Origin of the sequence: Legionella resiliens, assembly GCF_021344005.1 — a bacterium.
In the GTDB taxonomy this organism is placed as follows: Bacteria; Pseudomonadota; Gammaproteobacteria; order Legionellales; family Legionellaceae; genus Legionella; species Legionella resiliens.
Genome location: NZ_JAJTND010000001.1, coordinates 391,457 through 413,821, shown reverse-complemented (window position 1 = coordinate 413,821; position 22,365 = coordinate 391,457). Strand labels below are relative to the sequence as shown.

Below are 22,365 nucleotides of genomic sequence, written 5' to 3'. Positions count from 1 at the left end.
GCCTCACTCTACTCCGATCCTACTGCTATCGCGGATCCGGGAGCTCTTCGCTAAAAACATTGGAGCTCACAGATAAGCCGGAGCGGAGGCAAAGAGGTGCGCAAGAGTCCTTTCTCATCCATTGCAGAGTATGTTACATGGTTCGATCTGGCTTCACATTCCATGCACGGCAATGCCAGATCTCAGAGGGTTCTTCATTTTCAAAAATACACAATGCTCCTGTAGCAATTTTGATTCCGTAACGCGCGCTGAATGTTGCAAAATCACCAGTCAAATAAGGCGAGAAACGAGCGATCCCATTACTCGTGACTACCAGACATGTTTTTCCCGTGTACTCTTGACGCAGACGAGCGGAAAAATCCATCCAATTATTAATAAGCGCAGTAGGATCTACCTTCCAACCGTTAGGGACTATGGCTTGTGTTTCCCAGGCATTAATTGCTTCTGTCCCAATGCGTGCAACCACATGCTCTTCAGGTTGATTTTCATCAGGCCCATAATCAATTTCGTTGAAGATAGCCAGTGTTTCAATAGGTAAATTTATTCCCATGGCACTTTGTGCCTCTTCTGCAGTTTGTTTGGCACGTTTGAGCTGGGAAGTGAAAAGGATGTCAGGAATAAGATTATTCTTTTTAAGATAGATACCCAGCATACGTCCTTGATTTAAACCACTATCGACTAGGGGCAAATCGGTGGTTCCTACTCGTCTAACCACGTCACCAGGCGCAAAAGTATTCCCATGGCGTGCAACAAGTAATCGTGTGGTCATAATTACATACTCTCTAATAATTCACCGTATTGGGCAATCAATGCTTCAGCACGGATTACATCTTCCGGGCTATCAATACCTGACATACTGGCGCGGCCTTTATAGTCAACGGGAATACAACGAAGGGTATAACCGTTTTCCAGGATACGTAATTGTTCCAACCCCTCCATTTTTTCAAATGTGCTTTCTGGCAGGGTAATGTATTTTTCGAGCATGCCCAGTGAATAACCATATAATCCAATATGACGAAATACAGGACTTTTATCACTTTTCTGGCGTAACTCATCCTCTTTACGAATGGCAGGAATAATATTTTTACTGAACCAAAAAGCATTGCCTGTTTTTTCATTGAATACAGCCGTAGTACCACTAAAGGGGGTAGTCAGTTTATTTTGGCGTAGCACATCCAGCTGTTTCCAGCTTAACTGGGTTACAGGGGTTACTGCATCACAAGGAGAGGCAGCAAAAGCATCAATGAGTGCGCGTAAAAAATCTGGCGGTGTTAAAGGAGCATCACCTTGCATGTTTATAATAAAATCCGGTTTATTTTTCATAGAGCGTATAGCTTCAGCGACACGATCCGTTCCGCTAGGTGCCTCTGGTGTGGTCATTATTGAAGCAACACCTATTTCATTGCAATGCTGGACAATTCGCTCATCATCGGTTGCAACAAGCACAGAAACATTTTTTAGTCCTTCAGCAGCAGCACGTGATAAATGAACTACACGTTGCAACATGGTTTGGCCACGAATCATTGCCAGAGGTTTTCCTGGTAAACGAGTTGAAGCGTAACGGGCAGGAATTACAATGACGCTGTGCATGGCAAAAAATGGTCCAATATAAAAAAAGCCAATAATAGCCTAAATATCAGACGGTTACTATAGTGACGCTCAATCCGCACCTTGCTGAGGTTCTTACGTCACGTTGAGCTTATGGTAGAATAATGGGCGCAATAATTGGGTTAAAAATAATGAAGTTGGTGTATTCAATGGGATTAGCCGGGATTTTAAATAAGGACATTTGTTATGAAAAAATTAAATCTATAATGATTCCCCATCAAGAATTACTTAATTGGGTTTTAGATTTAGCCCAAAAAAATAACATTCAAGTACAGCTGGACTCAGAAATAGGTTATGGCCAAGATGGTTCAAAAGTACAAGGCTCAGGTTCAGGGGTTCCTAGTGTTAATATTGGTGTTCCTATTCGTTATGCGCATCAACAAGCCGGGATGTTTGATAAACGCGATTATGATCAAGCAGTTAAATTAGTTAGTCTTATCGTGACGCATCTCAATCAGCAAGTAGTTGAGCAAATTAAAGCAGGTTAAGGTGAAGCGGTGAAACCTGGTTTAATGCTGGATTCTGAACATAGGCTTCTTTGAACGGGCTAAGAATCGACCTGTTTCCTGTTTGAGGCTTAGCTTGCCTACCTCCCGCGGCTTGTCCCTGAGAGATGGTCACAAAAAGTGACCATCTCTCAGGCATAAAGCGCGGTACGTAGAGAAATTTAAAGCAGTACGTAGAGAAATTTAAGCGGTACGTAGAGAAACTTAAGGGGTACATGATAAATTTAAAAAACTGACGATCGTTCAGGGCTTGTCCGCGGGGTCCAGAAATTTGGACTTTAATATTAAAATTCGAAGAGATGTATTAGATTTCCTGTATATTCTTGCTAATTCATTTTTTCCTTGCATTGCTGCAGAAAATATTTTGCGGGTAAGTCATTGGGATTACTTATTATGATTTGTTCAAAAAGACTTGCGGCTTCATCAAATTGTTTCGTCTCATAATGCTCCAATGCTGAGGCAAAAATAGAGGCTGAATCTTTTTTAAATTGCACTTCGGCTGGAGGGTTATGATTAAAGACCTCATAAATTTTTATGGGTACACTTTTACCTTTTACTGTTGTCAAACCTAAGAAACGCAGATCGTATTCATCTTTTTGTTTTAATTGTTCATAGGTTTCTTCACCAATAATGAGTTCAATACTAAAATTTCGAGTTAATGTTTCAAGCCGGGAAGCGGTATTGACCGCATCACTAATGACACTGCAATCCATACGTTTTTCAAAACCCACAGTACCAAGAATTAAATTACCCGTGTTGATACCAATTCCTACATTAATGGGCGGCAGGTTATCGCGTATTCGCGTGGCATTAAAAGCCTTCAAGGCTTCTAACATATCCAATGCAGCAACAACCGCATCATCTGGCTCATTGAATAAAGCCATAATTGCATCACCAATATATTTATCAATGAGACCCGAATTTTTAAGAATGGCAGGATCTAAATAACTCATAAGTGTATTAAAAAGATTGAAGATTTCAACAGGCGATAAGCGTTCGGCCATAGTAGTAAATGCTTTTATATCTAAAAAGAGAACGGTCATGACCTTTTCAACACAATCACCGAGTTTAATATCCGAAATATTCTTACGATTAAGCACCTTGAGAAAATCCTGAGGGACGAAACGCGCTACTGCAATTGCATTTTGCTGGATCTCGACCAGCTTATTGATCAGCTCTTCATTGAGAGCCCTGACCTTTTGTTCCGCGAACTGTAAATCCTGAAAGTAAGAATTGGTGCGCACCATATAACGGACGCGATACCCTAATAGAGTTGGATTAATGGGTTTGGTGGTAAAATCGGTAGCTCCAGCCTGGTACGCCTTATTCACTGATTCATAGTCTTCTAAACCGGTCACCATCATGATGGGAAGATAATGTAAGTCAGGTAATTTTCGAATCTCGGCACATACTTCAAACCCATTGAGGCCAGGCATCTCCACATCCAGCAAAATCGCGTCAGGTTTCGTGGTTTTGAGTAGCGATAAGGCAGCTTCACCATGTTCTGCCTGAATGACATTAAAACCCGCTTTGGTTAATGCATCACAGGTTATTAAACGCATAGTGGCGCTATCATCTACAATCAAGATCACCGGATTTTCTTTTTCCATAAAGGAGTTACTCATCTTCACGGGTACAAATTTTTGTTAAATAACGTGCAATTTGCTCCAACTCAATGACCTGATCTACAGCATTCAATGATTGAGCAACGGCTCCCATACCAAAGACTATGGAACTTTCCTGATCTTGAATCAAGGTATGCCCCTGAGCTTCTTTTAATTCCAATAAGCCTTCTGCACCATCATCACTCATTCCGGTTAATAAAATACCAATGGCATTTTTTCCACAGACTTTCGCAACTGATTGCAGTAATCGGGTAATCGAAGGACAAAAACCCGAAACAGGGGGGCCATCAACTAATTTACAGACTAATTGTTCATGAATACGTTCAATTACCATATGTTGGTGTTCAGGCGCTATATAGACGGTTCCCTTTTGTAATGGTTCATGGTTTACGGCATTTTTCACGGTGAGGCTTACATTCTCTTCCAGCCATTGAGCAAATCCTCGAATAAAGCCACGGCTCATATGTTGAACAACCATAATCGGTACAGGGAAATCAGCAGTTAATTGCGCCAGAATAGTCTGCAATGCCATAGGGCCGCCAACTGAAGCCCCCACTGCGATGATCTCATAATGTGTTGTTTTGGCCTGTTCCGTTTTAGGCTTTTTACCCTCATCAAAAATCAAATGGTTTTTTAAAGGTTTTTTGATGACACGAATCTCAGAAAGGCTGCGTAGGGTATCAACGATGTGTTGCCTGCTTTCTTCAAAAGAGGGAGAAAATACATTCGCGGGCTTTGCCAAAGCAGTTAATGCCCCCGCCTCAAGAATATGAAATGTGGCATGGAGTGACTCATCATTCACCAGAGAACTGATCACGACAATTGGGGTCGGATTTTGAGCCATAATAATACGTGTGGCTTCAAGCCCATCCATGATGGGCATTTGAATATCCATGGTGATAAGATTGGGTTTCAGCCTTTCAGTTAATTCAACGGCTTCTTTGCCATTTTTTGCGACACCAATGACTTCCATATCTTTTTCAGATTCTATGATGTGTTGAATTATTGCAGCTTCCGTTGGTGAATCATCAACAATTAAAATTTTTATCATAGGCAGTAGTTCACTATAGCACCATTCTTTTAATAATCTCTGAAGAGTTTAATACGAAATTAATTTGATTGTTGCCTGTCAAAGTAGCTCCGATGACGCAAGGTATATTTGATAGTGGTTCTTGCAACGGTTTGAGTACAATTTCCCTTTCACCAATAATTTCGTCGACAAGTAAGGCCATACGATCTCCATTCTTTTTGATGATAACAACAGAGATATGTTCTGTTCTATTTTGTTTCTTTTCATCAAGACGGAGGATCTTAGACAAAGAGCATAACAAAACTGGTTGTTCTTTGACAAGAACAGCAGGGCTTCCTTCCACGGTAATAACCTCATGTTTCTTTAATAACATGACACTTTCTACAGAGTTGGTAAGAAGCACAAATATTTGGTGATTGCATGCAACAATCAATCCACGTTCTGTAGCTAATGTAAGCGGGACTCTCAGGAAAAAAATAGTTCCTTTCCCTGGTTCACTTTCAACACTGACTTGGCCTTTTAAACGGAGTAAATTGGATCGCACCACATCCAAGCCCACGCCTCGACCAGAAATATCAGTTGCAATTTCCCGAGTTGAAAAACCAGGACGAAAAATGAGCTCGTAAAGCTCTTCTTTTTTCATCGTCTCAAGTTCGGGTTGGCTGATGATGTTTTTTTGTAGTGCCGAGCGAATTAAATCATTTGTTTTAATCCCGATACCATCATCAATTATTCTAAAGACGATCTGATTGTCTTCTTGATTTACGTTAATCGAAATATTTCCTTGTGGTGTTTTACCAGCAGCTTTGCGAGCTTCGCTATTTTCTATGCCGTGATCGATGGCATTGCGGAGAAGATGGACTATAGGATCTTTTAAGCCATCAAGTATCATTTTATCCATTTTTACATCATTACTATTTATTTCGAGATTCACTTGTTTGTTTAGCTCATGCGCCAAATCACGTACAATTCGCGGTAAATAACGTAATTGAGTCGTTACCGGTATAAGCCGTAAGGTACGAATTTCTTCCTGTAGCGCATTTAACAAAATGGATAACTCGCTTACCGAAGTATGCAACTCCCTTTGCATTAAGTGAGTTGAATTATTGATTTCAGATAATTCCACAAGGCTTGCGGAGAATAAAGTAGCTAAGGGGCTGATTTCATTTTCAGAAAAAGCATTGGAATAGTCTCTATCTTTTTTCCATGATTGGACCAGATGATCGATTTTGTAATTCATCTTGGTAAATTTGGAATAGTATTCTTCTATAGCAATTTTAATGGCTTGGATTTCTTCAGTATAAACTGAAACGCGATCTAAATTTTGCAAAGAGACCCGTATTGATTCAAATTCATTGGTTTTACCCTGTATTTCTTGAGTCTTAGGTGCTTTTTCAAGTGTCGCTGAAGATTCAATCGTGGGTTCTAATGCGGAGGGTATTTCTTGAGCAGGTGATTCTGTATAGTGTTCTAGCTGCCGTAAGTGGTTTTCTAAATCAAAAGATAGGGGTTTTTGTTCCGTGTAACAGTGCATTGCTTCATTCATGTAATCGATCGATTGCAGACACAGATTAATGAGCCCTGGGGAAATTTTAATGATTTTTTTCTGGACCGCCGCAAATAAAGTTTCTATATGATGGGCAATCTCACCAATATCATTAACGCCTATACCACGTGCAGATCCTTTGATGTTATGAGCAACACGAAACATTTCTTCCAGTAAACTCTGAAAATCTTCTTCTGATCGAGTTCCCTTTTCAAGCTGCAGCAAACCATCCGTTATCGTGATTAAATTTTCCTGGAGTTCCACTTTGAATGTTTCAACGAGTTTTTTTATAAATTCATTATCCGCAGCGTTAGCCAGAGGCTTTGTCACAGGGGCAGGCTCAGATAAAGCCGGTTTTTCCCCCATAATTTGAATTTCTTCTTTTTTTTCTTCATGAATTAACGTCTGTTGGAGTTGCTCTAATAATGCATGAAGCTCGGCTGAAAGTGGCTTTTTTTCTCTAAAATCATGGAGGATTTCACGCATTCCATCTGTGGCACGAAATGTTAAATGAATTCGTTCAGGTGATAGGGTTTGGGAAGGCTCAAACAATTTTTCAACGCACTCGGCGATTTTCCCCAACTCATCAATACCTACAGAAAGTGCTGATACTTTAATATTACGTCCTGCTCGAGAAATCTGTTCCATCAACTGGCTTAAATCACTCACTGATTCGCCACGCTCAATCTTTTTTAAATGATCGGTGATGAGCATCAATAATGATTCAAGTTCCGTACTAAAGGTTTCAAGAATCTGCTTTAATAAATGATCGTCTGGAGTCATATGGCGCCCCTAAACTTTATAAAAATTCACATCATCCTTTAGATGTTTGGCAATATCATCCAAATTATGAATAAATGCCATCATCTCTTTTATGCTGCTGGAAAAAGTTGAGGTAGTGCGATTAATTTCATTCATGCTCTCAACGATTTGCTCAATCCCAACAGCTTCTTGCCGAATGGCTACTTCAATATGTTGGCTCGAAATCGATGCTTCATTAATCATTTTACTTAGGGCTTGGATGACATTGCCTGCTTTCTCAATGAGTTTAATCCCTAGATCAAGCGTTTTGGCTCCTTCCTCTGTAACCGTGACCGCTTTTTCGGTAGTACGTCGGATATCCTCGAGAATTTTTTGTACCTGTACGGTTGACTGTTCTGATTGTTCAGCGAGATTTCTTACTTCAGTTGCTACTGCGGCAAAACCCTTTCCAGCCTCTCCTGCTTTTGATGCTTCAATCGATGCATTCAATGCCAACATCTTTGATTGTTGGGCAAGTGTATTTACTACAGAGGTAATGTCACCAATTTGTTGGGTGTGATTACTTAAATCAAGAATAGTTTGTGCAATAAGCTTCATCTTTTCTTCTGACGCTTTAATCCCTTGAATACTTTGCTCTACTGACTCGGTGCCTAACTTTCCTTGCTCATAAGTGTTTTTAGCAACTTCGCGCAGAGTTTGCGCTTTAGCCATCGTTTGTTTTGAACTCTTATCTATTTCTTCCAATGATGCACTGATTTCATTTATAGCTGATGCTTGAGATGTAATCCCTTCTGCTTGTTCATTGGCTGAAGTGAGTACGGTTCCAACCATAGTGACTATATCATTGCTGACTTTACTAATTTTTTTGGTGATTGATGCCAATCCATCAGTCATTGAATTTAAGTCTTTGCCCAGATCTTGTAAGATGTCTTCTTGGTCTATTTCAAGACGTTCTCTAAGATCGCCCGCAGCAACTTTACTGCTATGGATTCTAAATTTTTTCGATGAATTAACTAATTTCTCAAATAATTCACGAGACTCTACTTCTTTTTGGCGAAGAATTTCTTCATTCCCTTTAATTGCTTCTTGCATGGCTTTTAGCGATAAAAGTAGTTTGCCAAGTTTATCTTCAGATCGAATTTTAATATCTATATTACGTTCGCCTGCAGCAATTCGTTCGGCAATATTAATTGCATTATCCACTGGACGAGCTATAGACCGTTGTGTTGCGTAAGGAACGATAAGGGTCAAAAGGATTGCCAAAATCAATAGCCCATAAGCGTATTTCTTTAGTGAATATAAGCTATGATTTATTTGGTCTGTATTTTTTTCAATTTCGTGTGCCAATACCATGTACAAGCCACCAGTTCTCTTTCCTGTAGTTTCAGAATAGGTGCCCAAAATAAGGTCAATCATGGCGCTTTCGACTTCCCTGGTTTTGTTCCTGCTGTTTTCTACATTATTTGCATTATTGGGATCTCTAGGGGCATTTATTATTGATGCTTGGACATCATAAAGAGGGATATACAATTCTTGCAATTTATCCCATTGTTCCTGTAATTGCTTATCGCCCAGCGAATGCATTACTTGATCCCATTGATTCCTAACCTCATTGATATCATTCCACAAGCGGGTCAAATGCTCTTTAGTATGTGGGTCACCTGTCATTGCCCAATGTTCGAGGAGGTCTTGGGTTTGATAGATTTGGCTATCAAGAATTTCGGGTAAGTTTTCACTACGAATTTTTCCACTGAGATAGACTATTTCATTTATTTTAGGCAACAACAAAATAATTAATAGTATTACAGGTAGGCTAAGGCTCATAAATCCAATAAACAAGCGGGCACGTACTGTGATAACAAAACCTCGTTTATTCGCCTTAGTTTCCATGACCCTCTCCTATTTTGTATAAACGTGTTTTAATTTCTTGACTTATGCTTGATATAAAAGTCTCCATATTAATGATTGCTGTGACGGCATGATGTAATCCCAGAATATATTCTGGATTGGTCACATTTGCAGAAGATAATGGAGTCGCTAATTCACTTGGCACATAAGTCTCACTGCCCTCGATGCGATGAACAAGCAAACCAAGAGTTATATTGTTTGCCTGAACAACAATGATAAATTGATTATCCTTTTTACTGTTGTAATTCGAATGATTTAGATGGAAAAATTTGAGGAGATCCACCACGGTAATCAACGCACCACGCCAGTTAATTACTCCGGCAATAAAATTGGGCGCGAAAGGGGGAAACGCCATGGAGGTATTATGCAGGATTTCTTGAACGTATTGATAAGAAATTCCATAAATTTCATTTTTGCTTAGGTTGAAGCGAACAAAAGCAATACCATGATTTTTACGGATATCGAGCTCCTGTTGGGCAAGTTGTTTGGCTCTTGCATGCAGTATCTTTAGTGCTTCTTTACTTTTAGGCATTAATTCTGAAGCATGCTTTTGTTCTTGTATCATCATTCAAAATCCTTTTTTGTTTCATCACCTTTATCCAGTGAAAAATAGATCGCACCATCATGATGAAAGGCAAGATTTGTCCCCGTCGTAACAATAGGATCGGATGCGCCCAATAAAAGATAAGCATCTTCAGTCATGCAAGCGCTTATCTTTTTCATAATTTGAGCAACAAGCTCATTATCAAAATAAATGAGTACATTGCGACATAGGATTAAATCGACTTCAAATATACCATTAATTATGGATGGATAGCTGTTGTCACACAAATTAAGGTATTTAAATTGTACTAAATCACGAATTTCAGGTGAAAGTATATGCGTACGATTATTTTTCAGGAAATAGCGTTGCATGTATTTCTCGGGAATAGAACGCATGGACCATTGTCCATAAGTACCTTCCATTGCTTTTTTCAGTGCTGCAGTATTGATATCTGTGCCTAATAAATAGAGGTCCCATCTATCCATATTCGGTAAAAGTTCAGCTAACAGCATGGCAATGGTATATATTTCCTCACCTGAAGAACAACCGGCACTCCAAATTTTTAAAGTGAAATCGTGCGCTTTTTGTTTTATTAATTGCGGCAACAGTTTATTTTCAAGTAAATGTATTTGATTTTTATCACGAAAAAAATAACTTTCTCCCACAGTAATGGCTGCGACTAAATCAGCTAATAAAGAAGAGTTACTGGAACATTTTTTTAATTGCTCCAAATATTCTTGCGGCTGATAATTGAATTTGTTACATGCTGTGCTAATCGTTTTTGCTAACTCTTGTGCTTGATTTACATGGATCACAAGTCCAAAACGCTTGTGGATTAATTCGATAAATGCAGATTCGAGTTTTTTTATGTCATTCAATATATTATTGCTCATATTGTTACTCATGATTAGTACTCAACTGGTTGATTTCTTGAGTTAACTTTAAAGCAAAAACCCAATTGATATTGAGCAATAAAGAAACACCGGTTTCCAGAGTCACAGCCCCCAAAAAAGGTGAATTATTACGTGTAAATTCTTCATGTATTTCAATTTGTTTTTCATCAATGTTGCTCAATTCAAGCACTTTATCAACAATGAGGCCAATTTGATGTGTTCCATCGGAGCAAAGTAAAATGGGTATATTTAAAGGATATTCTTCATTTCGTGTCAAACCGGTACAAATAGCTAAGTCTAATACAGGAATACATTTATTTTTAAGATTCATTAATCCTACCAAATACACTGGGCATGACGGAACGATTTCAAGCATAGGCAAGGGTAGAATTTTCTCAATATAGTGCAGGTCCATACAGACTTGTATGTCATGTAGAAGAAAATGGAGAACTGTTAGGTTCTTGGGGAGCACTTTATATTCTTCCTTAATATCTCTTTATCATTTAGTGTCTATCATAGTGTAAATAAACCGGTATAAATCAATTTGTTAATTCATTATAGTTATAGACCGAATGGGATAGATGTACAAGACAAGTTCTATGTGTTTTAGACTTAGTCTGAGAAAAGCACATAACCGGGAGCTATAAAGGCTCCCAAAGTTATGAGTTCAGTAGAGATTTAAACAACAACTCAGCTAATCTACATGCGCAAAATAATTTAAATCCAATTCGCGGGCTGCTTTAACATCATCGAGACGTTTGACCGGTAAAGTATGAGGTGCATCTTTAACCAAGCCTGGGTTTGTGGCCGCTTCTTCTCTAATGGTTTTCATGATGTGGACAAAGCGATCTAATTCTTCTTTGCTCTCAGTTTCTGTTGGTTCAATCAAAAGGCATTCAGGAATGAGTAGCGGGAAATAAGTGGTGGGGGCATGAACACCATAATCCAGCAACCTTTTGGCAAAATCCATTGCTGAAACACCATACGCTTTCTTTTCCGGATTTAAAGTTAGAATAAATTCATGAGAGGCACGTCGGCTTGGGTAAGCTGCAGTAAATCCCGCTTTTGTAAGTTCTTTGAGCAGATAATTTGCATTAAGTGTGGCATATTCTGAAACCCGGAGTAAACCTTCTTTCCCAAGTACGCGTATGTAAAAATAGGCGCGCAGTAAAATACCGGCATTCCCCATAAAACAAGACAGGCGGCCAATACTTTGCGGATAATCCTGGCTGGTTGCCCATTGATATCCTGAATCGGTTTTTTTCACTACAGGTAGTGGGATAAAGGGGAGTAAACGCTTGCCCACAGCTACAGGACCCGCACCAGGCCCGCCGCCACCATGAGGGGTTGCGAATGTTTTATGCAGGTTTAAATGCATGACGTCAAAGCCCATATCACCGGGCCTTACCTTTCCCAAAATCGCATTGAGATTGGCCCCATCATAATACAATAAACCACCGGCTTGATGGACAAGAGCAGCAATTTCTTTAATCTGACGCATAAACAAGCCCAAGGTAGAGGGATTTGTAAGCATAATGCCGGCTGTTCTTGGACCTAATTTGGTTTTTAACTCTTCAAGATCGATGTCGCCATCTGCAGCAGTAGCTATTTCCACAATCTTAAAGCCGCACATAACAGCAGAAGCTGGGTTTGTCCCATGGGCTGCCTCAGGAATCAGCATTTCATCACGTGCGGTATCACCTCGAGATTGATGGTACGCTTTAATCATGGCCACACCGGCAAATTCTCCTTGTGAACCCGCCATTGGGGTTAAAGAAACACCAGCCATACCAGTAATTTCAGCAATATATTCCTGCAAATGATGCAATGGTTCTAAAAAGCCTTGGCTGTTTTCTTCTGTGGCTAAGGGGTGGCGGTTAAGAAAATTCGCCATCGATGCTGCTTTGTGTACCCCGCGAGGGTTGTATTTCATAGTACATGAACCCAGAGGATAAAAATTGCCGTCAATGGAGAAATTTTTATGGGATAAGCCCGTGAAATGCCGTATTACTTGCAATTCGGAGCAAGCAGGCATTTTCGGGGGACTTTTCCGTTGCAATTCAGCAGGAATGGCGTATTTGCTGGTGTAAGTTTTAGGGGCTTGGGCCCTTGCCTGCCGGTTTTCTTTAGATAATTCAAAAATCAACATAATTAGCCTTCCGTTTTTTGAATAAATTCTTTAAGTTCAGTCCGAAAATTGACTGGAGTAAATTCAATAAATTCATACTTGGCAATTTCCGCCAAATAATAAGGGTCTTTCTTGAATATGGACTCCAGATATTCTCGGTCATTTGTAGCTGCAATGATGATCCCGCCGGTGCGTGGTTTCATAGGGCCAGACATCACCAATAGGCCTTGTTTATAGTAGTAATCTAGAAATTCTCTATGTGTCTGCAGATACTTATCTACCTCGTTTAGAGGAACCAAATAGGTTAACTGGATTACAAACATGAGGCACCTCGCTGAGACATAATCGCTTTCAATGTTTTCGCAAAAAACATAATTTCCTCTTCAGTGCGCATTTCAGTAGCACAGACTAAAAGGGTATTTGGCAATTGATGGTAATGAATTTCTGGAGCATATCCTCCAGTAATACCTGCATCGGCTAATTGTCTTAATACCTGCTCAACAGGGTGATCGAGTTTGAGTAACGCTTCATGAAAATAAGGTGCATCAAAAACCTGGGCTACCCCTTCAATTTGTGTTAAAACCTCCACTAATTGATGAGTATTATGATGGCATTGGCTTGCAACCTGGCGCAATCCTTCTGCACCCAAGAGGCTCATATGGATGGTAGCTGCTGTAACCAATAAACCTTGGTTGGTGCAGATATTTGAGGTTGCTTTCGCTCGGCGTATGTGCTGCTCCCGTGCTTGCAGGGTTAAGGAAAATCCTCTTTTTCCATCCTTATCTAAAGTACATCCAATGAGTCGTCCGGGCATTTGACGCACATGAGCCATACGCGTACTTAAAAAGCCAAAGTATGGACCTCCTGATGCCATAGGAGAACCAAAAGGTTGACCTTCTCCGCATGTAATATCTACACCGTGCTTGCCCCATAATCCTGGCGGTTTTAATAAGGCCAGTGACACGGGATTAACACAAGCGACACTAATTGTTTTGTTCTGGTGTGCCCAGTCACTGAGTTCATCCACTCTTTCCAAACAACCAAAAAAGTTAGGCTGAGTAATCACCAGAGCAGTGATATCCTCTCCTGTATATGGATCTAATGCGGAAAGAGAGGTAATACCTTGTTTTTCATCAAACGGTAAGGTAATCACTTCAATATGCTGGTTGCGTAGGATGGTTTCGATGGTTTCACGATAAAAAGGATGAGTTGTTCCGGTGAGTAATACTCGACTTGTTTTGCTGTGTTTATTGACCCGTACTGCCATTAAAATGGCTTCAGCTAATGCGGTGGCCCCATCATACATCGACGCATTCGATACTTCCATGCCGGTTAATTCACAAATCATGGTTTGGTATTCATAGAGCAACTGCAAAGTCCCTTGACTGGCTTCCGCCTGATAAGGGGTATAAGCGGTTAAGAATTCACCACGAGAAGCGATATCCCACACTGCTGCAGGTATGTGATGCTCATAGCATCCTGCACCCATAAAGCAGGTTCCATTACGATTTGTATTCGCTAATTTTTGGGCTTCTTTTAACATCTCCATTTCATTGATACCGGCAGGAATATTTTGAAATCCTGCATATTGCAAAGACAATGGAATTTCATCAAATAAAGCCTGGGTGTCTTGAGCGCCAATGGCATCAAGCATTGCTTTGCTGTCTTCGGGAGTGTGTGGGATATAAGGCATGATTAATGCTCCTCAGCAATCTCATTTTGATATTGTTCGGCGGTTAGTAAACTATTGATTTCATCAGGATGACTGGGTTTCAATTTGACAAGCCAGCCAGCAGCATAAGGGTCAGAATTAACAAGAGCTGGATTTTCGACAACTACTTCATTAATAGCAGTGACAACGCCGCTAACGGGTGCATAAAAGTCAGAAGCGGCTTTTACTGATTCTACAACGCCAAGCTCTTCACCAGCACTTACTTCATCCCCAATTTCTGGCAATTCGACAAAAACCATGTCGCCCAATAATTGTTGCGCATGATCGGTAATCCCTATTGTAACTCCGTTTTGTTCTTCCTTTAGCCATTCATGGGTATTAGTGAATTTTAATTCATTCATTGTCTTATCCTTATCTAATTATATACTTAATTTCGAGGCTTTGGCTGCAAGCCCTGCCAATCTACGCTCCGCGGATTGGCCGCGGAGTCCAGAATATCCATCGATACTGGATCCCGTGAATAAATCACGGGACGTAGTGGTGGAAACGGTGTTGAGGCCAATTCCGATTTTAAATAGCTTTTCCTGCTTTAACAAAACGTGGCTTACCTGCTTTTGCAGGGATTAATTTACCACGAATGTCTACCATCACTTCATCACCTGCTTCAACTGGTACTCTTGCCAAGGCTATGGATTTTTCCAATGTGGGAGAGTAGCTGCCGCTAGTAATAATCCCATCAGGATGACCTGGAATGATTACTCTTTGTCCGTGACGCATAATCCCTTTATCTAATAAGGTAAGTCCTACCATTTTTCGTTTTATTCCTATTTGTTTTTGCGAGAATAAGGCACCCATTCCGATAAAGTCACGATCTGCAGGTTCCCATTTAATGGTCCAAGAAAGTCCCGATTCTAATGGGTTGGTGGTCGTATCCATATCTTGACCATAAAGAAGCATACCGGCTTCCAGTCGCAGCGTATCGCGAGAGCCCAAGCCACAAGGATGTACTCCAGCCTGCATTAAATCATTCCATAATTGGACTACGGATTCTTGGGGCATGATAATTTCGAATCCATCCTCTCCAGTATATCCTGTACGGGCGAAAAACCATTGTTCAACATCCACGCATTCAAAATGTGTCAGCGTTGATACTGCATCAATTTGGGCGGGATTAAGAATCTTTAGTGTTTTTTCTATTGCCTTAGGCCCTTGGATGGCAATCATCGCCAATTCTCTTCGTTCTTGCAAGCCAACAGCAAATCCTTCACTTTTTTTGCGAATCCATGCCAAATCATTATGTCGGGTCGCTGAATTCAGGACAACTCGGTAATTATCTGAAGCACGTTGATAGACGATGAGATCGTCAATAATCCCCCCGTGTTCATTACACATACAGCTATAAAGCGCTTTTCCATTGTGTTCGAGCTGGTCTACATCATTCGTTAAAAGCTTGCGCAAAAATTGGCGACCGCCGGCGCCAAGAATATCAACAATGGTCATATGTGAGACATCAAACATGCCTGCATCTTTACGAACAAAGTGATGTTCATTAATCTGAGAGCCATAATGCAAGGGCATTTCCCAGCCATGAAAGTCGACCATTTTAGCGCCACATGTTTGATGGGTGGCATGAAGGGGAGTTTTAGCAATCATTGTACGTCCTTTTTCAATCACCTAAATGTGGGTGATTATACCTATTGCGATATATACTGTATATTGCATACTGCATTTTTCTTAGGACAACTTTAATGACTGGACTAAATAGTTGGCGTTGGATGCTGGATTTAGGATGGCTCCTCTTCCTTATTATCATCTTCAGGCATTTTTGGCGTGACAGGCAAGTTTTGGTGCAAGCTCAGACCTGGTTACAAGTTAAAGGTCGTATTACTGCGTGTGAATGGTCCAAAGTGGGTCATAGTGTTTGGCCTAAAATTGAATACACCTATCAAGTTTATGATAGAGATTTAACTGGAGAATATTTATTTTTAGATACAGCCCATAATAATCCGAACAGTAAATATTCTCGTGGTGTTGCTTATAAAGCGGCTGTTGCCTTTCAAGAAAATGCAGAAATTGATGTTTATTACAATCCTAACCACCCGGAGCAATCCGCTTTAGATGTAACCATACCAACCAAATTAAATATTATTTTAATTTTGATTGGTATGTTAATTGCTGTGCATCTGGGACTCATTGTTTGGCATTATTTGGGGTAGGTTGACTTGGGGGTGGTGTGTTTGGAGCAGAAGTACTTGGTGTACTTGGTGGTGTGGGCTCATTTTCTTCAACATCACATTTACAAGGTTGTTTGGTTACTGTGGATTGTAAACGGGTAATGCTGTATCCCCGTACCCCTTGCCCTGGTGGTGCGACCATGAAATTAATGGTTACGTTCAAGTGTTGCCGTTGTTGATATTGTGGATTTTGATAAGCGACGATTAATCCCATTGTTGCTTTCCAATGTGTTGGATCAATATTAGTGATTGTGGGCGGCGCAGTTGCCACGGAACTTACAGTGTAAAGATTCTTTTGTACATCCTCTGGCAATTTGGAAGCATTTAAAGCATTGCTATAGGCAATCCAGCCATCAGCGGTAAAATATTTACCGATTTTTTTCTGATCTTCGAGATAATTTTTATAGCTGTAGGTATATGTAGAAACGATTGCTTCATTGACCCAGACAGATAATTGAGCCTGTTCCGGTTGCGCATAACTTAATTGGAAAAAAATCGATAATAAAACCAAGACTAATTTTTTATTCATGAAAATATCCTGTTCATTAGGAATGATTATTGAATTCATAATTACTTTGCTATAGTGTAGCGCATTCATTATAAAAAAAAATCCCCGGCTGCTGCCGGGGCGAATCTCATGTTTAGATAATGAATCCAAACACTGCCCCGCTTAAGAGGGGGTAAAGCGGAGCTAAGCATTCGGGGGAAATGCTCACTATATTAGACACGAAAATTATCAAAAAGTTCAATTTTTATACAAATTATTCTGACTAAGACACATGCATGATGAAAATAATGAGGTTATTTAAGGAGAAAGCGTTTTATCCAGCTGCTTTAATCTATCGATTATGCTGTCTTTATGGTATTTTATTATCCTGAAACAAGCAGGTGGGCTCGTATCACATCAGTGCGGGTAATCTAAAGGTTTATCTAACGTCATTATTAAGTTTCACTGTTCAATTGTAAATACTGCATTTAAGTTGCAGAGTGTATATTTGGGTGTCGACAAAGTATTGAGGAGGCATTGTGCGCGAAAGTCGGTTCTACTTTGCTAATCCTGATAGATTTGGCCGATATATAAATCGTTGGGATTTGCTGCTCCTTATTCTCATTTTTTCCATATTGTTTTTTTTGGGCTGGGCTGGTTCGCAGATGGCCACTCCGTATCGCTTAGGGCAACAGATTCCTATTTCTTTGGATCCTGCCAATCTTCCTTTTTATGCACTACGTACTGTGCTTCGGATGTTTATTGCATTGTTTTTTTCAATCATTTTTACGTTCACGGTAGGGCTTTGGGCAGCTAAAAATCGTCGTGCAGAACAAATCATCATACCGGCTATTGATATTTTGCAATCCATACCGGTTTTAAGTTTCTTATCCATTACAGTGACGGCGTTTATTCGTTTGTTTCCTAACAGTCTGTTAGGACCTGAATGTGCCTCCATTTTCGCTATTTTTTGCGCTCAGGTATGGAATATGACTTTTGGTTTTTATCAATCTTTAAAAACATTGCCCCATGATTTGCAAGAGGTCTCTTCCATGTTCCGGCTGTCAGCATGGCAACGGTTCTGGAAACTGGAAGTTCCTTTTTCCATGTCGAGTTTGTTATGGAATATGATGGTCTCTATGTCCGCAAGTTGGTTCTTTGTGGTTTTGTCTGAAGCAATTTCTGTAGCACATCAAGAGATTAGGTTACCCGGGGTAGGTTCTTATATCGCCTTAGCAATCCAGCAACGTGATATACATGCTGTGGGTTATGCCATTCTGGCTATGGTTGTTGTTATTTTTTTATATGACCAAATATTTTTCCGACCTTTAATAGCATGGTCCGAAAAGTTTAAAACAGAGCCCTCACATGATGAAACTGAATATCAATCCTGGTTAGTGGATTGGATTCGTGGCAGTCGGCTAATGAAGCAGTTTGCTGAAGTGCTCAGTATTTTTACCGATCATTTTGTCAATGCGCGCTGGCTTAGGATAAATGAAGTCAAAGCAATTAAGGAAATTGACTTTAAAAAGCAAAAGCGGCTGGATCGGGCTTGGAGTCTCTTGGTTTTAATCAGCGTTTGCTCTGGAGGTTGGTTCTTATTGCGCTTTATCCTCGCAGAATTGAAAGTCAGTGATATTTTGCATGTGTTTTTACTTGGAGCAGCGACGGGTACACGAGTTCTTTGCTTGATTATCATCAGTTCTTTGATTTGGATTCCAGTAGGTGTCTGGATTGGCTTAAGACCAAGAATTGCTCAAAAAATACAGCCTGTGATTCAATTCGTTGCAGCGTTTCCCGCGAATTTATTCTATCCTTTATTTGTGATTGCCATTGTAGCATTCCATTTAAACGTAGAAATATGGGTCACGCCACTCATGATTCTAGGAACTCAATGGTATATTTTATTTAATGTGATTGCGGGAGCATCGACTATTCCGCGCGAGCTCTATCTTGCTGCAGACAATTTTGGCTTAAAAGGATGGATTTGGTGGAAAAGATTGGCTTTGCCTGGGATTTTTCCTTTTTATATTACTGGTGCCATAACGGCGGCAGGTGGGGCATGGAATGCCAGCATTGTTGCAGAGTTTGTAAGCTGGGGTAATACCACACTGAGAGCTACAGGCTTAGGTGAGTACATCCAAGCCAGCACGGCCACGGGAGATTTCCCTCGAATTGCTTTGGGGACTGCGATGATGTGCTTGTATGTGCTTGCTTTTAACCATTTGATTTGGCGTCCGCTCTATCGGTTGGCGGAAGAACGTTTTAACTTTAATTAAAAGATACTTATGTCTGAAACCATTATTGCTATAGAAGGCTTGAGCAAGTCATTTAAAAAAGCAGCGGAACAAGATTTGCTTGTGCTTGAGGATGTAAATTTCAAGCTGCAAGAAGGTGAAATCGTTGCATTATTAGGGAAATCCGGCTCAGGAAAGTCCACTTTATTGCGTATTATCGCTGGTCTGATAGCGCCTACAAGCGGAACAGTGACTTATCGAGGCAAACCCGTTACCCGTCCTGTTGATGGTATTGCGATGGTTTTTCAATCTTTTGCATTGATGCCATGGCTTACCGTATTAGAAAATGTGGAACTTGGCCTCGAGGCGCAAGGTGTAGGCCGCGAAGAGCGCAGACATCGAGCAATTGAGGCGATTGATATTATTGGTCTTGATGGTTTTGAGTCTGCATTCCCTAAAGAACTTTCCGGCGGGATGCGTCAACGAGTTGGTTTTGCGCGTGCACTCGTGATTAATCCCGATGTTCTATTAATGGATGAGCCTTTTTCTGCGCTTGATGTTCTGACCGCGGAAAACCTGAAATCGGATTTGTTGGAATTGTGGGAAGAAAAGAAAACCAATACCAATGGCATTTTATTAGTAACGCATAATATTGAAGAAGCAGCAACATTAGCTGATAGAATTGTAATTTTTGGTAATGATCCTGGGTACATCCGTGCCGAATTACCTGTTACTTTACCGCAGCCGCGCGATACTGAATCGCATGAGTTCCGGGCTTTGGTGGATAAAATTTATACTTTAATGACTACTGGTCCCAAAGAAAAGGCAAAACGCGCGCAGAGAGAACGGCAAATTGGTTTGGGATATCGTTTGCCTGATGTAGAGCCTTCAGAACTGACTGGTTTGATAGAAACAATGACTTCTTTTGAAGAACGAATTGATTTGCCAGAACTTGCTGATGAGCTGATGATGAATATTGATGATCTGTTTCCCATACTCGAAACTTTGGAAATATTAGGTTTTGCTAAAGTTTCTGCAGGAGATATTCAATTAAGTGACCTAGGCAAACAATTTGCTGAGGCTGATCTCCAGGAACGGAAACAATTATTTGCGCAAAGATTGTTAGAAAAAGTGCCGCTTGCCCGCTACATTCGTCGTATTTTAGATGAAAAAGTAGGTCATAGGGTTTCTGAAGAACGGTTTTTGAGCAAGCTTGAAGATTATTTAAGTGAAAAGGAAGCAGAACGTGTATTGCGAACTATGATTGATTGGGGACGTTATGCTGAGATTTTTGCTTATGATTTTAATACTGGAATTTTAAGTTTGGAAAATCCAGGTAAAGGAGTATAACCCGAGGTAAATTCCTGAGTTTGTATTAGCAAAACTCGGATTTCATTATTTTATCCATGCTAAAAAAATTTAACTATTAGTTCAAAAAACACTTAAATCACAATTATTTATTTGTTATTATTTGTTCAAATTGATCTAAGGAGGGATATTTAGCATGGAACAAAAGCAAGATTTTAATGAACATTTCAAAATAATCCTTCTAGGTGATAACTTTGTCGGGAAATCGTGTTTGTTGCAAACTTATTGTGGGGGGAATCTCTATAGTTCTGACGAGTACATGGACACAATGGGTGTTGACCAACAAATTAGTCGTCTGAAAGCGTTTAATAAAATAATCCAATTGCGTATCTGGGATGCTTCGGGAGCTCCAGGTTTACACAAAATAGTCTCATCCTATTTTAGGTCTGTTGATGCCGCCTTGATTTGTTTTGACCTAAGCAATAGAAGCTCTTTGCAGCATACGAAAGAGCATATTGAACGTTTAAAAGTAATTAAAAATGTTCCTATGATACTTGTTGGGTGTAAAGCAGATTTGGAACAACGTAGAGTTGTATCCTTTGAAGAAGCAAAGAAATGGGCGAGTGAGCTGGGACTTACTTACATAGAGGTTTCCTCTCTAAAAAAAGCAAATATCGAGCAACCATTTACACAAATTACAGAGCAAATATATATTGCCAAGCAACTCAATAAGCTAAAACCTAAATTAGAAGAATTTTTGAATAGTTATTTAATTAACCTCAAAAACCGTTCAGGTTTTTTTGCAGAACAGAACTTGGATTTAGCGAAACAAGGGACACTAAGAGAAGAGTATAAAACGCTTTTTGATAAATTGTTTCACTTGAGAAGTGTGGAAGAGTTGGCTGAGGCGTATAGAAAAGCAACAGAACTCCTTGAAAAGGCAGATAACCTTTATAAACAAGATAGTCCTTTTTTGAGCACCTTTGTATCAAGCCCACTCTCCACTGCACTGAGGCAAACAGTAGAAATTTTAGGCGGATTATTGACCCATTTATCTGCTGGAAAAGAACTGAAACACCAAAAGCCAGGGACAGTTACCAATTCGCTTTAAATCTTTTTTGGAAGACAAGGGGAGAACTACAGTGAGGGTGAAAACAAATTAATTTTTTAAATTCAATGACTTGGTTTGACGCAATAGTAATCTCTTGACATAATTATTATTGAATAGACCTCTTTCATCATTTATGAAAATCAAAGAAGGCTTTAGATGGCTTAAATGGGGGATAGTTATTGTCTTAATAACTGTTGCCTGGTTTTTTCAGCATGAAATTCCTTCTCTAATCTATTGGTTGCGTACATTAGGCTATCCAGCGTTTATTGGTTTTTGCTTACTTTATTGTTTTGCCTCTCTATTATTTTTACCAAACCTACCAATTATTCTTGCAGCAGGGGCTTTATTTGGATTTTATTGGGGATTGGTACTGAATTTATTGAGCGCACTACTCAGTGCGGTAATTGCATTTATGATTAGTCGTCATGTAGGGCTAGACTGGTTATCAGTCAAAAAGAGACAACAATTAGATAGTTGGCTAACACGACTGGATTCTTATGGATGGAAATCACTTGCTTTGTGTCGTTTAGTTCCTTTTCTACCCTGCGCCATTGTAAATTACGGATATGGTTTTACCCGGATTAAAGCTTCGGTATTTATAGTAACAAGCTTTATTTTTTTTATTCCACTGAAAATTGTGGAAACATATTGCGGCTATTGGGGCGCGAATTTTTAAAACAATAAACTAAATACATCAGGTAAAACGCATCTAAAAACAGGGTATAAATCAAAATGCCTATCGCGGCTTATGCGCAAAAATCCTGCT

General features: G+C 39.9%; 20 protein-coding genes and 1 pseudogene. 6 read left to right on the top strand and 15 right to left on the bottom strand.

What is annotated here, in order from left to right:
* Positions 1–133: 133 nt before the first annotated feature.
* Both LXO92_RS01755 and kdsB read right to left on the bottom strand, forming a co-directional pair.
* The gene (locus LXO92_RS01755) at positions 134–769 is read right to left on the bottom strand and encodes a histidine phosphatase family protein (RefSeq protein WP_232890293.1); all 636 of its coding nucleotides are present in this window, start codon (positions 767–769) and stop codon (positions 134–136) included.
* Between the two features lie 2 nt (positions 770–771).
* Complete coding sequence (gene kdsB / locus LXO92_RS01750) at positions 772–1,590, bottom strand: 3-deoxy-manno-octulosonate cytidylyltransferase (RefSeq protein ID WP_182351044.1); 819 nt, start codon at positions 1,588–1,590, stop codon at positions 772–774.
* A gap of 224 nt (positions 1,591–1,814) precedes the next feature.
* On the opposite strand from kdsB, the pseudogene LXO92_RS01745 reads away from it, so the two are divergent.
* Positions 1,815–2,096 (top strand): annotated as a pseudogene (locus LXO92_RS01745) (M42 family metallopeptidase); the annotation flags it as partial.
* Between the two features lie 344 nt (positions 2,097–2,440).
* Here the strand turns inward: LXO92_RS01745 and LXO92_RS01740 are convergent.
* The 12 genes from LXO92_RS01740 to gcvT form a co-directional block, all read right to left on the bottom strand.
* Complete coding sequence (locus tag LXO92_RS01740; protein WP_182351043.1) at positions 2,441–3,724, bottom strand: response regulator; 1,284 nt, start codon at positions 3,722–3,724, stop codon at positions 2,441–2,443.
* A 7-nt stretch (positions 3,725–3,731) separates the two neighbouring features.
* Complete coding sequence (gene cheB, locus LXO92_RS01735) at positions 3,732–4,790, bottom strand: chemotaxis-specific protein-glutamate methyltransferase CheB (RefSeq protein WP_182351042.1); 1,059 nt, start codon at positions 4,788–4,790, stop codon at positions 3,732–3,734.
* A 13-nt stretch (positions 4,791–4,803) separates the two neighbouring features.
* Positions 4,804–7,098, bottom strand: a complete 2,295-nt coding sequence (locus LXO92_RS01730; protein ID WP_182351041.1) for a chemotaxis protein CheA — start codon at positions 7,096–7,098, stop codon at positions 4,804–4,806.
* Positions 7,099–7,107: 9 nt separating this feature from the next.
* The gene (locus LXO92_RS01725) at positions 7,108–8,967 is read right to left on the bottom strand and encodes a methyl-accepting chemotaxis protein (protein WP_182351040.1); all 1,860 of its coding nucleotides are present in this window, start codon (positions 8,965–8,967) and stop codon (positions 7,108–7,110) included.
* The gene (locus tag LXO92_RS01720) at positions 8,957–9,553 is read right to left on the bottom strand and encodes a chemotaxis protein CheW (RefSeq protein WP_182351039.1); all 597 of its coding nucleotides are present in this window, start codon (positions 9,551–9,553) and stop codon (positions 8,957–8,959) included. Before LXO92_RS01720 ends, LXO92_RS01725 begins: the two co-directional genes overlap by 11 nt.
* Positions 9,550–10,422: a CheR family methyltransferase gene (locus LXO92_RS01715; protein ID WP_232890290.1), complete on the bottom strand. Its 873-nt coding sequence runs from the start codon at positions 10,420–10,422 to the stop codon at positions 9,550–9,552. The genes LXO92_RS01720 and LXO92_RS01715 overlap by 4 nt, the downstream gene beginning before the upstream one ends.
* A 4-nt stretch (positions 10,423–10,426) precedes the next feature.
* The gene (locus LXO92_RS01710; RefSeq protein WP_340162996.1) at positions 10,427–10,894 is read right to left on the bottom strand and encodes a chemotaxis protein CheW; all 468 of its coding nucleotides are present in this window, start codon (positions 10,892–10,894) and stop codon (positions 10,427–10,429) included.
* A gap of 222 nt (positions 10,895–11,116) precedes the next feature.
* Positions 11,117–12,571, bottom strand: coding sequence for an aminomethyl-transferring glycine dehydrogenase subunit GcvPB (gene gcvPB, locus LXO92_RS01705; RefSeq protein WP_182351036.1), 1,455 nt, complete (start codon positions 12,569–12,571; stop codon positions 11,117–11,119).
* A 2-nt stretch (positions 12,572–12,573) separates the two neighbouring features.
* Positions 12,574–12,873, bottom strand: coding sequence for a YciI family protein (locus LXO92_RS01700; protein ID WP_182351035.1), 300 nt, complete (start codon positions 12,871–12,873; stop codon positions 12,574–12,576).
* Complete coding sequence (gene gcvPA / locus LXO92_RS01695; protein ID WP_182351034.1) at positions 12,864–14,243, bottom strand: aminomethyl-transferring glycine dehydrogenase subunit GcvPA; 1,380 nt, start codon at positions 14,241–14,243, stop codon at positions 12,864–12,866. The genes LXO92_RS01700 and gcvPA overlap by 10 nt, the downstream gene beginning before the upstream one ends.
* Positions 14,244–14,245: 2 nt before the next feature.
* Entirely contained in the window at positions 14,246–14,623 is a 378-nt protein-coding gene (gene gcvH, locus LXO92_RS01690; protein WP_182351033.1) for a glycine cleavage system protein GcvH, read from the bottom strand.
* Positions 14,624–14,792: 169 nt separating this feature from the next.
* Positions 14,793–15,875: a glycine cleavage system aminomethyltransferase GcvT gene (gene gcvT / locus LXO92_RS01685; RefSeq protein ID WP_182351032.1), complete on the bottom strand. Its 1,083-nt coding sequence runs from the start codon at positions 15,873–15,875 to the stop codon at positions 14,793–14,795.
* A 95-nt stretch (positions 15,876–15,970) separates the two neighbouring features.
* Between gcvT and LXO92_RS01680 the strand changes: the two genes are divergently transcribed.
* Positions 15,971–16,438, top strand: a complete 468-nt coding sequence (locus tag LXO92_RS01680; protein WP_182351031.1) for a DUF3592 domain-containing protein — start codon at positions 15,971–15,973, stop codon at positions 16,436–16,438.
* On the opposite strand, the gene LXO92_RS01675 is transcribed toward LXO92_RS01680, so the two are convergent.
* Positions 16,413–16,985: a DotI/IcmL family type IV secretion protein gene (locus LXO92_RS01675; protein WP_182351030.1), complete on the bottom strand. Its 573-nt coding sequence runs from the start codon at positions 16,983–16,985 to the stop codon at positions 16,413–16,415. The two genes, LXO92_RS01680 and LXO92_RS01675, sit on opposite strands and share 26 nt — an antisense overlap.
* Positions 16,986–17,482: 497 nt before the next feature.
* Between LXO92_RS01675 and LXO92_RS01670 the strand changes: the two genes are divergently transcribed.
* The 4 genes from LXO92_RS01670 (at position 17,483) to LXO92_RS01655 (ending at position 22,275) form a co-directional block, all read left to right on the top strand.
* The gene (locus LXO92_RS01670; RefSeq protein ID WP_182351029.1) at positions 17,483–19,222 is read left to right on the top strand and encodes an ABC transporter permease; all 1,740 of its coding nucleotides are present in this window, start codon (positions 17,483–17,485) and stop codon (positions 19,220–19,222) included.
* A 9-nt stretch (positions 19,223–19,231) separates the two neighbouring features.
* Positions 19,232–20,530, top strand: coding sequence for an ABC transporter ATP-binding protein (locus LXO92_RS01665; protein WP_182351028.1), 1,299 nt, complete (start codon positions 19,232–19,234; stop codon positions 20,528–20,530).
* A 154-nt stretch (positions 20,531–20,684) separates the two neighbouring features.
* Positions 20,685–21,599, top strand: a complete 915-nt coding sequence (locus LXO92_RS01660) for a Rab family GTPase (RefSeq protein ID WP_182351027.1) — start codon at positions 20,685–20,687, stop codon at positions 21,597–21,599.
* A gap of 133 nt (positions 21,600–21,732) precedes the next feature.
* A complete protein-coding gene (locus tag LXO92_RS01655; protein WP_232890289.1) occupies positions 21,733–22,275 on the top strand; it encodes a TVP38/TMEM64 family protein in 543 nt (180 codons plus the stop codon).
* Positions 22,276–22,365 lie beyond the last annotated feature (90 nt).

What these genes read in the sequence shown, in the direction of transcription:
- LXO92_RS01755 (WP_232890293.1), bottom strand. Translation starts at nt 769, where the DNA reads ATGACCACACGATTACTTGTTGCACGCCATGGGAATACTTTTGCGCCT.
- kdsB (WP_182351044.1), bottom strand. Translation starts at nt 1,590, where the DNA reads ATGCACAGCGTCATTGTAATTCCTGCCCGTTACGCTTCAACTCGTTTA.
- LXO92_RS01740 (WP_182351043.1), bottom strand. Translation starts at nt 3,724, where the DNA reads ATGGAAAAAGAAAATCCGGTGATCTTGATTGTAGATGATAGCGCCACT.
- cheB (WP_182351042.1), bottom strand. Translation starts at nt 4,790, where the DNA reads ATGATAAAAATTTTAATTGTTGATGATTCACCAACGGAAGCTGCAATA.
- LXO92_RS01730 (WP_182351041.1), bottom strand. Translation starts at nt 7,098, where the DNA reads ATGACTCCAGACGATCATTTATTAAAGCAGATTCTTGAAACCTTTAGT.
- LXO92_RS01725 (WP_182351040.1), bottom strand. Translation starts at nt 8,967, where the DNA reads ATGGAAACTAAGGCGAATAAACGAGGTTTTGTTATCACAGTACGTGCC.
- LXO92_RS01720 (WP_182351039.1), bottom strand. Translation starts at nt 9,553, where the DNA reads ATGATGATACAAGAACAAAAGCATGCTTCAGAATTAATGCCTAAAAGT.
- LXO92_RS01715 (WP_232890290.1), bottom strand. Translation starts at nt 10,422, where the DNA reads ATGAGCAATAATATATTGAATGACATAAAAAAACTCGAATCTGCATTT.
- gcvPB (WP_182351036.1), bottom strand. Translation starts at nt 12,571, where the DNA reads ATGTTGATTTTTGAATTATCTAAAGAAAACCGGCAGGCAAGGGCCCAA.
- LXO92_RS01700 (WP_182351035.1), bottom strand. Translation starts at nt 12,873, where the DNA reads ATGTTTGTAATCCAGTTAACCTATTTGGTTCCTCTAAACGAGGTAGAT.
- gcvPA (WP_182351034.1), bottom strand. Translation starts at nt 14,243, where the DNA reads ATGCCTTATATCCCACACACTCCCGAAGACAGCAAAGCAATGCTTGAT.
- gcvH (WP_182351033.1), bottom strand. Translation starts at nt 14,623, where the DNA reads ATGAATGAATTAAAATTCACTAATACCCATGAATGGCTAAAGGAAGAA.
- gcvT (WP_182351032.1), bottom strand. Translation starts at nt 15,875, where the DNA reads ATGATTGCTAAAACTCCCCTTCATGCCACCCATCAAACATGTGGCGCT.
- LXO92_RS01680 (WP_182351031.1), top strand. Translation starts at nt 15,971, where the DNA reads ATGACTGGACTAAATAGTTGGCGTTGGATGCTGGATTTAGGATGGCTC.
- LXO92_RS01675 (WP_182351030.1), bottom strand. Translation starts at nt 16,985, where the DNA reads ATGAATAAAAAATTAGTCTTGGTTTTATTATCGATTTTTTTCCAATTA.
- LXO92_RS01665 (WP_182351028.1), top strand. Translation starts at nt 19,232, where the DNA reads ATGTCTGAAACCATTATTGCTATAGAAGGCTTGAGCAAGTCATTTAAA.
- LXO92_RS01660 (WP_182351027.1), top strand. Translation starts at nt 20,685, where the DNA reads ATGGAACAAAAGCAAGATTTTAATGAACATTTCAAAATAATCCTTCTA.
- LXO92_RS01655 (WP_232890289.1), top strand. Translation starts at nt 21,733, where the DNA reads ATGAAAATCAAAGAAGGCTTTAGATGGCTTAAATGGGGGATAGTTATT.